The organism is Paraburkholderia sp. J63 (genome assembly GCF_905220245.1).
Lineage (GTDB): Bacteria > Pseudomonadota > Gammaproteobacteria > Burkholderiales > Burkholderiaceae > Paraburkholderia.
This window is the reverse complement of sequence record NZ_CAJMZF010000077.1, coordinates 1-15,354: the sequence shown is the minus strand read 5'-3', so window position 1 is coordinate 15,354 and position 15,354 is coordinate 1. Positions and strand designations below refer to the sequence as shown.

The 15,354-nt window shown below is 57.0% G+C and carries 12 protein-coding genes and 1 tRNA gene; 3 read left to right on the top strand and 10 right to left on the bottom strand.

Going from position 1 to position 15,354, the window contains the following annotated elements:
* A partial coding sequence (locus tag U5775_RS37400; RefSeq protein ID WP_322063164.1) for a site-specific integrase occupies window positions 1-815 on the top strand: 815 nt, incomplete at its 5' end.
* Between the two features lie 85 nt (window positions 816-900).
* Here the strand turns inward: U5775_RS37400 and U5775_RS37395 are convergent.
* The 6 genes from U5775_RS37395 to U5775_RS37370 form a co-directional block, all read right to left on the bottom strand.
* Window positions 901-3,912 carry a type III restriction-modification system endonuclease gene (locus tag U5775_RS37395; RefSeq protein ID WP_322063163.1) on the bottom strand — a complete coding sequence of 1,004 codons (3,012 nt, stop codon included), beginning with the start codon at window positions 3,910-3,912 and terminating at the stop codon, window positions 901-903.
* Between the two features lie 10 nt (window positions 3,913-3,922).
* Window positions 3,923-5,959: a site-specific DNA-methyltransferase gene (locus tag U5775_RS37390; RefSeq protein WP_322063162.1), complete on the bottom strand. Its 2,037-nt coding sequence runs from the start codon at window positions 5,957-5,959 to the stop codon at window positions 3,923-3,925.
* Window positions 5,960-5,970: 11 nt separating this feature from the next.
* Window positions 5,971-6,765 carry a DUF4391 domain-containing protein gene (locus tag U5775_RS37385; protein WP_322063161.1) on the bottom strand — a complete coding sequence of 265 codons (795 nt, stop codon included), beginning with the start codon at window positions 6,763-6,765 and terminating at the stop codon, window positions 5,971-5,973.
* Window positions 6,762-6,938, bottom strand: coding sequence for a hypothetical protein (locus U5775_RS37380; protein ID WP_322063160.1), 177 nt, complete (start codon window positions 6,936-6,938; stop codon window positions 6,762-6,764). The genes U5775_RS37385 and U5775_RS37380 overlap by 4 nt, the downstream gene beginning before the upstream one ends.
* The gene (locus tag U5775_RS37375; RefSeq protein ID WP_322063159.1) at window positions 6,935-10,171 is read right to left on the bottom strand and encodes a helicase-related protein; all 3,237 of its coding nucleotides are present in this window, start codon (window positions 10,169-10,171) and stop codon (window positions 6,935-6,937) included. Before U5775_RS37375 ends, U5775_RS37380 begins: the two co-directional genes overlap by 4 nt.
* Before the next feature lie 144 nt (window positions 10,172-10,315).
* Complete coding sequence (locus U5775_RS37370) at window positions 10,316-10,927, bottom strand: recombinase family protein (RefSeq protein WP_322063158.1); 612 nt, start codon at window positions 10,925-10,927, stop codon at window positions 10,316-10,318.
* Window positions 10,928-11,239: 312 nt separating this feature from the next.
* On the opposite strand from U5775_RS37370, the gene U5775_RS37365 reads away from it, so the two are divergent.
* Both U5775_RS37365 and U5775_RS37360 read left to right on the top strand, forming a co-directional pair.
* Window positions 11,240-11,316: transfer RNA gene (locus U5775_RS37365), tRNA-Pro, on the top strand.
* A gap of 117 nt (window positions 11,317-11,433) precedes the next feature.
* Complete coding sequence (locus U5775_RS37360; protein WP_322063157.1) at window positions 11,434-12,762, top strand: hypothetical protein; 1,329 nt, start codon at window positions 11,434-11,436, stop codon at window positions 12,760-12,762.
* Here the strand turns inward: U5775_RS37360 and U5775_RS37355 are convergent.
* From U5775_RS37355 to traJ, 4 genes are all read right to left on the bottom strand, one after another.
* The gene (locus U5775_RS37355; protein WP_322063156.1) at window positions 12,759-13,064 is read right to left on the bottom strand and encodes a hypothetical protein; all 306 of its coding nucleotides are present in this window, start codon (window positions 13,062-13,064) and stop codon (window positions 12,759-12,761) included. The genes U5775_RS37360 and U5775_RS37355 overlap by 4 nt on opposite strands.
* Before the next feature lie 410 nt (window positions 13,065-13,474).
* Window positions 13,475-13,774 (bottom strand): hypothetical protein, encoded by a 300-nt coding sequence (locus tag U5775_RS37350; protein WP_322063155.1) that lies wholly within the window; start codon window positions 13,772-13,774, stop codon window positions 13,475-13,477.
* Window positions 13,775-13,821: 47 nt separating this feature from the next.
* Complete coding sequence (locus tag U5775_RS37345; protein WP_322063154.1) at window positions 13,822-13,953, bottom strand: hypothetical protein; 132 nt, start codon at window positions 13,951-13,953, stop codon at window positions 13,822-13,824.
* Between the two features lie 684 nt (window positions 13,954-14,637).
* On the bottom strand, window positions 14,638-15,021 hold the full coding sequence (traJ, locus tag U5775_RS37340) for a conjugal transfer transcriptional regulator TraJ (RefSeq protein WP_322063153.1): 384 nt from the start codon (window positions 15,019-15,021) through the stop codon (window positions 14,638-14,640).
* Window positions 15,022-15,354 lie beyond the last annotated feature (333 nt).

Sequence of the window (15,354 nt, the reverse complement as noted above, 5' to 3'; positions counted from 1 at the left end):
TCGCGAAGGTCCGCGACGATTGGCTGAAGGGGTACAAGCCTGCGACAGTGCTGCGTCGCTTAGCAGTTCTTTCGCATGTGTTTAACATAGCCCGCAAAGAGTGGGGCATGGAAAGCCTTTCGAATCCAGTCGAACTAGTACGAAAGCCTCAACCCAACAATGCGCGCACTCGGCGCATTGCTGTCAACGACACACGTGTCGGCACGCCAAACGTAGACGACACCGATTCGGACCGACGTGCGCAAGACGGAGAGCTTGAGCGCGTGGCAAAGGCCAGCAACTCGGTGCTGCTACCAACCATCATCTGGTTGGCCGTCGAAACGGCAATGCGTCGGGGTGAGATCGTCTCCCTGTTATGGGCCAACGTGGACCTCAATCGCCGCGTTGCACACCTACCGTCGACGAAGAACGGAGACGCGCGTGACGTACCCTTGTCTTCACGCGCTGTTTCCGTGCTTCAGACGCTGGAAGAAGCACAGAATAACGCCGCCAAGGATCATATGTCTGATGGTGGCGAAGAGGAGACGGATCGCGTATTCCGGATTCGCAGCGACGCGGTGACAAGGGCTTTCGAGCGCGCAGTGGCACGCGCCCGTACGATTTACGTCGATGAGTGCAGGGCGGCAAACCTGAAGCCAGATAGCAAGTTCCTAACTGACCTTCGCTTTCACGACTTGCGACACGAAGCGACTTCTCGCTTGGCGTCGATCTTCCCCATGCATGAACTTACAAAGATAACGGGCCATAAAGACCCACGCATGTTGATGCGTTACTACCACCCACGAGCCGAAGATCTAGCAAAGCGACTCTCGTAACTCCAACAGCCACTTGTAAGGAGCCATGCGCCCAAGGAACGCCTCCGACGCCCTTTCCTTCGGGCGTCGGAGGCGACTTAAGGGATCATTCCATTGTCTTAAGCACTTCGCCAAACGACGTGGCCACGAGATAGCGGGCAGGATTTTCGCCAACTGCCAGCGCAGCAAAATGCGCCCTGCCACACCCTATCTTGGCTTCCTCCTTGCTGCGCCAATCATCGGAGAACAGACTGCTCTTCGTCTCCACGACGAAATACAAGCGCTGCATGCCTTCGTGGTCGAACAGGATAGCCCAATCCGGGTTGTATGGCCCCAGCGGTGTAGGCACCTTGAACCAGCTCGGCAGCTTGGCGTAGAGGAGAACGCCATCATTCGTTTCCAGATCTTCGACAAAATTACGCTCGGTATCCGAGTCGTAGATGACGTGCTCGTAGATCGACCTCTTCGCGTTCAACCGCATATTGCGCAGATAGCCGATAAGCTCATCGTTGGCGAACAGCTCCTGGGCATAGAAATGCTCGTCACCGATCTTCTGGTACTTGATACCATCCACCAGCGCCAGACGCTTGCAGCGGTTGATGATCTCCGCCGTCTGCTCGATAAACTGCTGCGGGTTGCGCTTGAAATCATCCAGGCGGCCGCTGCCAGTCAGGATGGTGATGATGCTACGGCGCGTCAACTGGGTGCGGTCCTGCAAGTCGGTCAGCAGGTCCGGCAACTCAATGATTGTCTCGTCCAGCACGACAGTGGCGGCGCCATCCTTCTCGGTTGCCTCTACGCCGGCCTTGCCTATGGCAATGTCAGCTTTCCGCCACTGCAGTCTCGCCTTGGCAATCGCTGGGGCCTTCTTCAGAAGAGAAATGCAGTCATCCAACAGCTTTGCGTTGTCAAACTGCACGCGGTAGGTCGTCTTGTGCTTGATGCGGTCCCACAATGCCTTAAAGTCGTCTGACAGATAGACCGCCTTGCCATCCTTGCCTTCACGTAATGGCACATCCTTGCGCTCGTCAGCGTTCTTGATGTCCAACCGGCCGGACACTTTGCGCAGCACTTCGACAATCTGATCGCGCCGAGCCTCGAAAGCCTCAGGCAGCGCTAGGGTGCCGTTCTTCAGGGCCAGTTTCAGTGAATCCTGTACGTTGCCCTTGGCATCGACGTGCCCAGCCGCTTTCAAGTGATCCCACAACGCCTTGGACTGGTCCACGCCCAGCGGCGTCAGCGTGCCATCAGCCGCCTTAACGGCGATGCCGGCGAACTGATGCTGCTCAAGTACGCCGAAGCGGATACCCGTATCGTCCTCAATTTCCTTTTGTAGGTTCTCGGCGAACTGCTCGTATGATTCGGTGGCGATGACCGTCAGACGGTTGAACTCGAAGCCGCGCACTCGTTCGCCATTCTGATTCACACACAACCGCAAGCCCCGGCCAATGGTTTGCCGACGCTCGCGCTCTGAGCCCATTTCTCGCAAAGAGCAGATCTGGAAGACGTTGGGGTTGTCCCACCCCTCCTTCAGCGCCGAATGCGAGAAGATAAATTTCAGCGGCGTATCGAAGGAAAGCAGCTTCTCCTTTTCTTTCATGATCAGGTTGTAGCCACGCTCTGCATCGGCACGACTGGCCTCGTTCTTCAGATTGCCATCTTTATCTAGATCAGGTTCAGTCCAGCGCCCCTTCCTGTCCCGGGAGAAGTAACCATCGTGCACCTCTTCTGCGGCATGGGCCAAATCAACTTCCGTGAATAGGCTCTGGTAGGCCGGCAGCTTGGCCGCGCGCCGGTACTCTTCCTCGAATATTCGCGCGTATTCGCCCTTGGCAGCGTTGCCATCCGCATCGTACTGGCGGTAACGCTCTACAGCATCAATAAAGAACAGCGACAGCACCTTGATGCCCTTGGGTCGAAGCACCTTCTCTTTCTCCAAGTGCTCACGAATGGTGCGGCGGATCATCTCGCGCTGCACTGCCAGAGCATCGACATCGCCGTGTGCCTGCCTCACTGCCAAGAAGGCTTCGCCACCGGGGTAGCGCAGCTCCAAGAATTCTTCACCCTTGGCCGTGTTGATTTCGCCGACGCGAAAGTCGGCATAGATGTCGCGCTTGGTGGTCTGCTGCAGATCGTCGCCGTCGCTGACCGTGACCTCTTGCCGTTTCACACCTGCAGCGGTCTTCATATCCAGCTCGACCTTCGCACTGATGCTGCCACGTTTGTTGCTGACCGACACCAGCCGTACGAAGGCCTTGTTGTGCGCGTCCTCGATGGTGGCCGCCGCCACCTCGATCTGTTTGACGAGCTTGCGTTCATAAGCGTCCAGCGCATCCAGTCGGAACACCATATGGTGCTTGTCAGCATGAGTGGCCGAATAGCGCAGCGTGCACAGCGGATTCATTGCGTCCAAAGCGGTCTTGCCAGCGCCGGTCAAGCCACCGTCCACGCTTTGCGGCTCGTCCACTATGACGACGGGCCGGGTGGCCTTGATGAGGTCAATGGGCCTCTCGCCACCGGTCTTCTCGCTGTCCTTATAGAGGTTGTTGACATCCTTCTTGTTGATGGCACCGACCGTCACCACCATGATCTGGATGTTCGAGCTGGTGGCGAAGTTACGAACCTGCCCTAGCTTGCTGGAATCGTACAGGAAGAAGTCCACGGGAACACCGGCATAGATGCCCTTGAAGTGGTCCTCAGTGATCTGCAGCGACTTGTAGACGCCTTCCTTGATGGCCACTGACGGAACCACGATGACAAACTTGGTAAAGCCGTAGCGCTTGTTCAGCTCGAAGATCGTGCGCAGGTAGACGTAGGTCTTGCCCGTGCCGGTCTCCATCTCGACGGTGAAGTCGCCCGATGCCAGCACACTGGCGGGCGCAAGGCCACCGCGCAATTGCACGTCACACAGGTTCTGCAAGAGCTGGTCGTCCAGTAGCGTCAGCCGGTTACCGACGCCAAGATCGCTCTCGGCCACGCCAAGAGTCAGTTGCTGGTCGGGCAGCTTCATCGTCACCGTAAATTCCGTGCGACAAACCTCCTGACCACGGAACAGGTCGCAGACTGCTTCGATGGCCTGAAGCTGGTAATCGAGGTTCGGCTCGAAATGAAGTTTCATCAGCTGGTCCTCACAGACTGCGGACGTTCTGGATGCCGTTCTGCTCCAGGATCGCGGCAATATTGGTCTTGGTCACGTCATCCGCGAAAGCGCTGTCTCTGAAGACGCAGGTGACTTCGCCTTCGGGCGCTAGTTCTGAGTGCCATGCCGCCATCCCAAGGGCTACGGCTTCCGCTTCGTCTGCTCCGATGGTCGCGGCAACGCAGACCATCAAGACTCCACCGCCAACAGAGTCCACAGATTTGCCTGCAATGGTCCGTCGCTCCACAGCAACGCACAAGTCCAGACCGAACTTGATGATGAGCTCGTATAGAACGTCCCCTTCGTCACGACCATCAAGAAGGTGGCTCTCAAAGTCAATGACCGACCGTTGCAGATCATCTGGCCTCGGATTCCATGGGCGAATGTTCGATGTATCCAGTTTGAATACCCTGAACCCGACATCGCCAGCGAAGAGCGGGTTCTCAGCCTTCACTTGGCCTGCAGCCCTTCTGAGCCGCTCTTTGGTCAGTTCCGCAATAGTTCTGGGCTTACCGATGGCGTCACAAAACTCCGCTGCAACCTTTTGATCTTTGTCTGCCGGATCAAGCTTCTCAGGCAGCTGAACGAGTACGAACCTTCTGGAAGGCTGTGCTTCCGTGCTCGCAAGCATCGCGCCGTGCCCTGTCGTTCCTGAGCCGGCGAAGAAGTCCATGACAATGTCGCCAGGCTCAGTGAGGTAGGACACCAGCCGACTCATATCCCGATAGCTTTTCGGGTTCTGAAAGACGGCCTTGCCATCAAAGAGCTCGGCAAAGTCTTGGCTTGCCTTCTGTGCGTAGCTGAAGATCACACTTCGCATTACCTGCTCGTCCTTCTCGAAGAGATTTCTACGGATGGACGGGATTCGCTTCTCATCTTCGCCAAAGACTATGTGTCCGGCATCAATCTCCTGCTTCATTCGCTCATAAGTCGGCCACACCCATCCCCGACTCGGCACTGTGCAAGGCTTTCCAGTAATCGGATGAGGAACATCGTAACGGGGGCCTCCGCCTCCGGGCCAGCTTGGGTCTCCATCGTCCCGGAATGGCCCTCGTGCATCTACCTTGGTAAACCTGGCGAGCGGGAGGCGCGGGTCATCCTCTACAAAAGTAGCATAGTGCTCCTTCAATCCTCCCAAGATCGCGGACCAATCATCACCATGCATCCTCCGAAGTTCTGCGAATAGCTCACGGACTTCATCAACGCCATCCTTAGGCGCACGCAAACGCAAGTCCAATTCCGTAAGAACTTGCTTATTCTTGGCGTAGAGGAGCATGTATTCGTGCCCAGCAGATACGAACTTCGCGTCATTCTTTCGATTGCGGTCAAAAACCAAGGTCGCAATGAAATTCTCCTCGCCACACAGCTCATTCAAGACCGTTCGGAGATGTGCAAACTCTTTGTCGTCGATGCTGATTAGGAGAAATCCATCGGCGCGCAAAAGGCCCCACGCAGCCTTGATTCGCGGATAGATCATGTTCAGCCAAGCGGTATGAAACCTGCCACTTGTCTCAGTATTGCTCGTAACTGGTAGGCCGCCTTCGACTTGCCCTGTAATTTGAAGATAGTTGGCAACACTATCTTGAAAGCTGTCTGGGTAGACGAAGTCGCTCCCGGTGTTGTATGGCGGATCGATGTAAATCAGCTTGACCTCGCCTGCGTAGCTCCTCTGCAGCAGCTTGAGAACTTCAAGGTTGTCGCCCTCGATCATTAGATTTTGGGTGTTGTCCCAATCAACGCTTTCTTCTGGGCAAGGGCGTAGCGTGCCGGTACTGGGGGTCAGCGCCAGTTGCCGCGCCCGGCGCTTGCCGTGCCAATTCAGCCCGTACTTCTCTTCGGCGTCCGTCACCGTCCGATCACCGACGAGTGCCTTGAGGACATCCACATTCACGGCCACCCCGTTAGCGCCTTCGGTGATCAGATCAGGGAAAAAGGCCTTGATCCGTTCAATGTTGGCGGCTACCTGATCGGCAGACTGCGCCTCCGGGCTGTTTGCTTCTATTCTTTGCATCTTCGTCTCAGTCATGTTCGGGTCATTCAAAGTCGTTCACGCGCAGCTGCCAGCTCGACGCTGATGCGCTTGAGCGCGAGGTTTAGTTCCACTCGCTTGGCCATCTGCTTTTCCTTGGTCGCCAACGCGCGCATGCGTGCACGCTCCAGCTCCAGCCGTTGGCAGGTGCGCAGTGCCTCGCGGCGCGTGGCGGCTTGGGCCGGCGTACCAGCCGCCGTGTAGGTGCCGGTGTATTGGGCCGCCTGCCAATCCGTCAGGCAGTCCATCCAGCCCTGGTACAGTGCCAGTAAGCTGGCCTGGGGCTGACGGGTCAAGGCTAGGGCGCGTACAAAAGCGTGCTCGACTGTCAGACCAAGCGGCAATTCCACCGTGGCCGGCTCGCCGTCCAGCACCACCTTGCCGGCCTCGTTCTGCGCCCAACGCTTGTGTGCTAGCGACAGAAACAGGCTATGCGGTGTGGCCATCAGCAACAGCACTGGGTAAGGCACGGCACGGTGCACAAGCTCGGCTAGGCGCGTGATGCTGACTGGCTTCCTCGTCGCGCTTGCGCCAACCAAGGAGGCATCGCGCACGACGACGCACAGCACCGCCACCTCAAGGTATTCGCGCTCTTCATCGCGGTACTCGGTCACGCCCACGGTGTTGGGCTTCAGTGCCGCAAGCCACTGAATCTCTTCGACACTGTCGTTGATGAGGCGCTTGTCAGCACTCGTTGGGGCACCGTTCTCGACAAGCATCTTCTTCGGAACGCGTTGGTCCACACGGCAACTGGCCGGCAGCGCCAAGGCACCAATGAGCATTTGGGTCAACGTGTTGCTCATACACCCAAAACTCCACCGAACACCTTCGTTGTTTCCTCGCTGTCGCGGCCCGGGATGGCCTTGCCGGTGTCATCCGAATCCCAACCTCGCTGGAAGTCCAGCAATTGAGCATTTCCCTTGGCAATGTCATCCAGCACATCCTTCGATGCTGGCTCGGCAGTGCTGAAACTCATACGGCACCCCCTGTGTTGGCTGAGATCGTCTGGACCCCGGCTGGAAGCACCACCAAGAAGGCAGCCACCTCGAAGTCATTGCTGCCGGCGAATTCGCCCTTCATGACGTGGGTGCCGCCGGGCGAAAACAGGCTGGCTACCGCACGCTCCTCGTTCTTGCCCACCACGGAGGCTACGGCAGCAGCCAAAAGCTTCTGGGCATGGCGCATGTCTTCACCCTGCCGCGTGCCCTTATCGAAGCTGGCGCAGGCAGCATCGTCAGGCAGCTCGCGCCCAAGGGCCAGACGCTTGAGCCGATCGAGGATGCGCTTGGCTTGAGGGTACGGCAACTGCACGACCCCGTCGTCACGCACGTGAACCAGATAGATCGGAGCCAGCGGGTAGTCGAAGTGCTGGCCGCTGTTGCTCATTTTCCCGGCCACTACGCCTTCGGCTCGCAGGCAGAAGATGACGCCAGGGGGAATGTCAGCGTCGATGCTGGTGGTGACGGCGTAGGTACCCAGCGGCAAGCTGTCGAGCTGGCCAGGGTGTTCCTTGAGGTACTGCGCCAGGTCGATGCGGAAGTCGGTCAGCGTCAGGTCGGTGATAGACACGCCATTGCTCAGGTCTTCGATATCAATGACCGTGTCCTGCAATTTGAGCAACTGTTTCCGCCGGTATTCCAGGTCGTTCATCTGGTTGCCCGATTGCTGCTCGATGAGGTTTTCTTCGCCCGTGGCCGAAACATCAAGCAACACCATGCGACCGCTCACCCGCTGTTCCAGGCCGATATACTCCTCCAGTTCCATATTGGGCCAGAAGTTGACCAACTGGATGTTTTGGTTAGGCGAGCCGATACGGTCGATACGACCGAAGCGCTGGATGATCCGCACCGGATTCCAGTGGATATCGTAGTTAATCAGCCAGTCGCAGTCCTGCAGGTTCTGACCTTCGGAGATGCAATCCGTGGCGATGAGTAAGTCAATCTCTCCCTCTGCCGCCATGTCTGCCGGGCGCTCCTTGGCGCGCGGCGCGAAGGCCGACAACACGCTGCTCATGCTCTTGCGCAAACCGGGCAAGGTGGTCTGAATGCCGGCACTACCGGTGATCAGCCCAGCATCGATGCCAAGGACGGACTTGGCCCACGGCGCAAGGTTGGCGTATAGGTATTGCGCCGTGTCGGAGAACGCCGTGAAGACGATGATCTTGCGGTTGCCTGCGTTAATGGGCGCGCGGCATTTCTGCTCGATCATTTCGCGCAGTTTGGCCAGCTTGGCGTCACGCGCCGCGTCCACCTGTTGGGCAGCGGCCAGCAACGTGGCCAGGCGATTGCGGTCTTCGATGAGGTCTTGCTTCCACCGAATCAGGTCCACGTCGCCGAGCAACACCTTAACCTTGCGACCTACCAGCAGTGATTCAAATGCTGGGTCGTCAATGTCCACATCGGCGATGTCGATTTCCTCGATGCCCTCTTCGTGATTTTCGATGCGCGCGAGCACAGCTTCAACGTCTTTGAGCTGCCGCTGTACGGTCAGCGAGAACGAGGATACGGCGCTCTCCATGCGCTTGAGCACGTTGACCCGCAGCAGGTGGATCAGGCTCTCTTCGCGGTCAGCCTGACGGAAGAAGCTCTCGCCCCCCCGGATTTCGGTGCTGTATTTAGCGTCGTAGGCAGCCTGCTTGCTCGGCAGTACATAGCGCAGCGGAGCGTAGCTGGCCAGGTTTAGGCGGCGAATTTCAAGGTTGATGTCCTTGATAGCGCGGAATTGCCCTGCCAGGTCCACGTCGGCCTTGATATTTTTAGGCGGCAGGCGGCCCGGGAATTTGCCGGTCTCGGCCGTGCCATAGTACTTCTCGACGTGCCGGCGAGAGCGTGCGATGGTTAGGTGATCCAGCAACGTGAAGTAATCAAAGCCCAACATCTCGACCAGGTGGCCGGGCGTGCGTTCGGCCTCATCCATGTCCAACCAGCGGTTGAACTGGATTTGCGCCTTGCGCGTGGTCTGTTCGATGCTGTCGATGCCGTGCTCAATCAACGCAGTATCGTCGCCCTCGGTGACAAAGGCGATTTGATTTTTCAGATCAGCCAAGCGGTTGTTGACTGGCGTGGCCGACAACATCAGCACGCGGGTCTTGACGCCTTCTTTGATGATCTTACGCATAAGCCGGTCATACCGGGTCTCTGTGCCTTGGCGCGGCGATTTTTTGTTGCGGAAGTTGTGGCTTTCGTCGATTACCACGAGGTCGTAGTTACCCCAATTCACATGGTCCAGGTCAATATCGCCGGAGTGGCCACCTTCGCGCGACAAGTCGGTATGGTTCAGTACGTCGTAGTTGAAGCGATCGGCCGCGAGCGCGTTGCGCTTGTCGTTGGCCTTGTAGAGCGTCCAATTGTCACGCAGACGTTTGGGCGCCAGCACCAGCACGCGGTCGTTTCGCAGCTCGTGATACTTGATGACGGCCAGCGCTTCAAAGGTTTTGCCAAGACCTACACTGTCGGCAATGATGCACCCCCCGAAGCGGGCCAGCTTGTCGATGGCGCCGACAACACCGTCGCGCTGGAACTTGAACAGTTTCTTCCAGACGACGGTGTTGCGAATACCGGTGGCCGATTTGACGATGCGCTCCTCGTCCATCTCTTCGCCACGATTGAACAGATGATTCAAAATCAAGGCGTAGAGCGTGAACGGAGCGTGGTGCTGTCCCATGCCCTGCAGAACTTCAATCAGGGCCGCCCGGCCGTCAGGCTTCGCGTGCAACGTGGACCATTGCTGATCAAACCAACGGGCGAGCTGTGCCGCCTCGTCGGCGGTTTCAGACGCCTGGATCAGATTCAGGGGATTGCCAGGCGTCAGGCCCAAACCATCTGTACTGAACGCGAACGAGCCCATCACCACCTTGTCAGCCGTGCCGTCCGGTGCACGCATGACGGCGGCTCCCTGCGGCACACGGCCATGCGCGCGGCGCAGTTCAACACGGCCGTCGAGCCACTTTGCGCACTGGTTGGCCAACCAACGGGCTTGGAGTCGATTGCGCGCAGCCCGGTCGCCCTCGCCGCCAAGGAAGTCCAGTCCATCATCTGCTGGAGGAAGGATGAGCTGCACCCGTTCCAACTTGGCGAGAACGTCGCGTAGTTCAGCGAAAGCGAACAACGAGAACAACGGTGTGACGCAACCAAATTGCTGCCCCGGCTTCAGATGTGGGCGCATCTGATCAATGACACGGTCTAAGCCACTGTTATTTATCAGTTTCACGACTTCTAATTCCCCGTTGATGGAGTGCAACCTCGGCCTGATGCGACCTCAAATCCACAGCTGCATCGATAAAATTTGCAAAAGGGATGGGGGCGCCAGCTCTGAGACTGCTGATACGATTTCTGCCGCGCTCATGGGGCGCCTTCACCGGTGTAACTCAGTCCCGCTTGCGTCCGCCTGCGTGCCGACAGCCGGAGCTTGGCTGCGGGGTGCCACCTTGTAAATGGTTGTCCGTGAGACCTTGTAGCGTTGCGCGATCTGGTTGACCGGGATAGTCGGGTCGGACATCAGCCGCTTGATCTCCTTTATTTGTCGCGCATCGAGCTTCGGCTTTCGACCTCCAGCCCGGCCTCGCGCGCGCGCCGCGGCAAGACCGGCCTGGGTGCGTTCTCGAATCAGGTTGCGCTCGAACTCCGCCAAAGCGGCGAAGACATGGAAGACCAGCTTGCCAGCCGCGCTGGAGGTCTCGATCTTTTCGGTGATGCTTTCGAAGCCGATAGTCTTGTCTTCCAGCTCGGCAATGATTCGTACCAAATCTGGCAGGCTGCGCCCAAGCCGATCCAGTCTCCATACCACAAGGGTGTCACCCGCGCGCAATGCTTTCAGGCAGTGGTCAAGCTCCTGGCGGCCTGCAGCCTTACCGCTCGCCATCTCTTCGTAGATGCACTGAACTCCTGCGAGGTTCAGCGCATCGCGCTGCAAGTCCAGGTTCTGGTCATCCGTCGAAACGCGGGCATAGCCAATCCGTTGATTCATTGACGATTTCCGGACGCTGAAAAATTGACGAGAATTTTAACAGTTAGGCCACTCTTCCAACAGGCATTCGCGTGAGGATTATCTATGTTCGGGAAACCACCGTTTTCGGGACGAAGAGATTGATCTAGCCGTCAATTGATGTGCCGTTTCCTATTATTCCGGCACCATCAACGTATCGATGTAGTCAGCAATCACCGAAGCCCAGCGCACCCAAGATTCGCGATCACCGTCGCAGGCCAGTCCGGTCGGCCGCGAGAATTACGCTTCAAGCTGTTCTAAATGGGGAAGGGGTCTGTTATGCTTACCAATTCTCGGGGCGTAGCGCAGCCTGGTAGCGTACCTGCATGGGGTGCAGGTGGTCGGAGGTTCAAATCCTCTCGCCCCGACCAGAATAAAGCCCGCATAATCAATAGGTTATGCGGGCTTTTTCACATCCCTCCGTCGAGATTTGGACATCTTCCAAAATCGACTTGCTGAAGGGGACCATACAATTCTGCGAGGGGACCATGGCGGACGAAACCAGTGAAGACATCTGGTCGGAATACGACGATAAGGAGCAGGAAACAAGAGCGACACGCTTTGAACAACTGAAGCAACGATGTCAAGCAGCAAACATCGCAGCCGAAGAGGTCGCCGGTTTCTTCGACGAGGGACCTGCCCTCGTTATCAAGATGCCATGTGGGAGGGCACTCCGGTCGGTTCAGATCGACACCTCGGATGAGGCACAGCGGCTTCTCGACGTTCCGTTCGAAAAGTATCGCTTCGTTCCCGGCTTCGACGCTGTGTTCGCACCTGCTGAGGGAATCGTTGAGGCATCCGTTAGATCTCTCGGTTCATCTACAAACCAGGCCGGTGTCGGCCTCGCCGTCTTGCCGAAGCTCTTTGGCCCCCGTGACCCATCTTCCAAGCTGCGCGGGCATGTCCGGTCATGGACCCTGAAATCAGACGATGTTCAGACGGAAACCGAACTGACGCTTCGAACGCAAAGCGATGTTCTGCAGGCGCTTCTCGTGCGTAATGTCCGACTGGTCTTGTTTGTCCAACGGCCCGGCATTGATACTGCGGAAAAGGCTGAATCCATGTTGGTCAAGCTCTCCGATGCGTTGTTCTTTCAAATTGAGCACCTGATCAACGTGGCCCTTGGATTGGTACGCGAACGCCTTGCGGCGCCGAAGATATCTAAGTCAGGTCGCGTTGACCTTGGCAACATCGTTCAATTTCCGACGATGGAATATGATAAGGCACCGATTTCCCTCTACTGGTACGGGCGAAACGCAGGCGGTATGCCATTGCTCCAGTTTCTGGCTTATTACCAGGTATTGGAGTATTTCTATCCAGTGTACTCAAAAGCCGAGGCAAACCGTCGCGTACGCAGGCTCTTGAAGGAGCCTGGTTTTCGTGTCGACAAAGACTCCGACGTGAACAAGTTGCTTGGCGTGATACAGGCCGCACGTGGTGGTGCATTTTTGGATGAACGATCTCAGCTGAAGGCGACGCTAGGGGAGTGCCTTGATCAAGCTGAACTTCGAGACTATTTGAACGGCACACCGGAACGGATTGCTTGGTTCAAGAAAAAGGAAATCGAGAAGGAGAACCTGCTGAAGGCTCGTCCAATTCCACTCGCTGACGAACGAGCTGATCTGGTTGCAGAGGTTGCGGAGCGGATTTACGCGATTCGATGCAAAATCGTCCATACCAAAGCCGAAAGTGCCGGCGATGTCGAATTGCTCCTTCCATATTCGAAAGAAGCCGATGCCTTGGATCACGACATCGACCTTGTGCGTTACGCGTGTCAAAAGGTTTTGATTTCGGCAAGTGTACCCATTCATCTCTAACCGGCGAGAGGAACTGAAAGCCGGACCGAAGACAGAGGCACTTCGCGCGATTTGATGTAGATCTCCGTCGTTGCTCGATCCGCATGTGCCGTAGCGACCTGAGGCGCGTCGCTGTCGTAGCCGGCGCGCTTGGCGTTCGTGATCGCCTTTGGCCGGATATCTTTCACGGTGTACGGCATCTTCGCGAGCTTTGTGCGGCGCTTCGCGACGTAGCATGCTGAGTCCGTCTTCAGTTCGCCCTTTTCATCGCGCACTACGTAGCGCTGACCGAACGTCAGCACGAGCGCCTTGGCTCGCAACAAGACGCCCTGAATCCCCGGCGTGACCGGCTAGTCAACCGTTTCTCCCGCTTGAAGTACTCCGTCTCGGACGGAATGAAGTGGAACACGCCTGCACTGCCGTCAACCCAACCGCAACCGAAAAGATTGCCCGGATCCCGCTTCCATTGCAGGCGCGAATCTCGGTTGAGCGCTGAATTGTCAGATATCAAAGGTCAACAGACACCTGCATCATCTCGCTGGGCCGCAAGCAAGCAATGATCGTACGCACCATGCCCTTGATCTTCTTTTCGTAGGTGTAGCTGGACAGCGACCCACCGATTGCAAGGAAATTTCGGTCGCCCGGTTAGGGGACCACGTCTACCGCTTTTCGTACGCGCGAGGTGCGCAGCTTGCCGAGGGATTTAGGCCGGCTGGCAGAATGCCCGTTCCGGCTACCCCTTAGAGCCGGACTGCACTTTCCGCATCTTGCGATCCAACTTCCTTACCTGCTTCTCTAGCGCCTCTATCTGGGCCAGATAGGGCCGTAGCTCATCCATAATCCTGCCCTCTCGCTCCTGTAGCTGCTTGACCACAAACACGTATTCCCGCTCGTACCTCAATCTGGCAACCCGCGTATCGGACCACGCACGGTTAAGGGGCTCACTTTCTTTTCTCAGCTTGCGTAACTCGCGAATCGCGGTCTTCAGTTGTGCCTCGTCAGCCAATTCGGCGGCAAGTTCGGAATTCATCATGAGCCTTACCTCGCGGGCGTGCGCAGCTCGGTCGCGCGAAAGGCGTCTTAGTCCATGCGACCTACATCGCCCAAGCGCAACACCGATTCAACCTGGTCGAGCAGTACATCTGCCAGCCCCACACATTCGCGCAAGCGGTCGCAATCGGCACGATCGAGGGTGATGGTTTGAGTCGACATGGAAAAGCCTCGCAAGCAGACCATTCGATCATGGTAGCTGCGAGGCCGGTGTCAACTGAAACCGGATCGACAGTCAGACCGACGCCCTGCCGACGCACTAAACCGGACGCGTGGGCGGCATGCGTAAATTGATTTAGAAACCTAACTATATACTGCTCTACCGCGACAGGAAGCAAGCCGGAGTAGTTGAAATCGAGCACATCATCCGCGCACTGCAGGACTACCCCTAGGTCATCTGTCACGCTGCACAGCGTGACAGATGACCTAGGCCACGCGCGTGCATTGCCGACATCGATACAACGAGCCCGTTCAAAACATGCTGCAGGCCGGCACCTATCTCTTTATGACTTCTCTTCCTCTGACGAGCCGAATGCCCGGCCTCCGGACGCGAGGGGGTCTCTGACGCAGCAGTTTCTTTCTGAAACTCCGATGGCCAATCATCTGCCTCGCCTGCCGCTCTTCGCGGATAAGCTCGGCTAATCGCCGACGGCTTCGGAACTTGCGATAGCCCCTAGCAATCTCAGCAGCTTCCTGCAGACTCGCCACTAACTCATTGAAAAGACGCTTCTCCATTGTTTCCTCGCCCGTGCTCGGCACCGTTTGCTGTTCAAAAATTTAGCGGCTAAATTTTTCGTTGCGATCCTCTGGCGTTTAGCGGCTAAATTTTTTGTGGTTGCCGCTCGCTCAGCTGCTAAATGTTTCGTCTTGGGACTCAGTCACCAGCCTGAGCAAAGCGCTCTGCATCGTAATGATCCGGTCGAGGACGCCATGAATGAGACGGCGCTGATGGTCCGGGTCCTGGTTTCCAAGCTTCTCACTGTTCGTCAACCACAGCTTCAACAAACCGTCTAGGCGCCCTTGATCCCCATTGATCTTTGCGAGTTCCCGGACCAGTTCCGCGTCAATGACGCCCTCGATTCTGTAGCCCATACCCACGTTCCGCAGATAGGCAGCGACAGAAAGCCCCGCCTGCCGCGCCTTTTCCTTGATGGTCTCCTCTTCGTCGGGAAGCACTGGCACTCGCAAGTGCCGCCCGCTTTTGCGGGTCGCCGTTGCTTTCTTCTCCATTGGCGTCCAGTCAATGCGGCCTCAGCCTGCGGGTATTGTCGGCGACAACCGACTGGCTTCGCAGAACAAGACCACCGTTGAGCACTCGTGCGAATAAGGGGGAGTGAAGTTAGCTAACCGCCTGCCGGTTAGCTAACTTCACCTGTCTTGCCCTGCATTTACGCAAGAAAATAACGTTTATGGGATCAAGCAAGAATCAAGACGCCCGCGTTCAACCTCATTGAATACAAAGTTGAACGTCAGTTGCACGAAAATCTATTGATAAATCGTTCAATGAACGCGGCTTCAACGGAAATTTCTTGTATAGATCCATCCTCTAATCTTGAAGGCGAA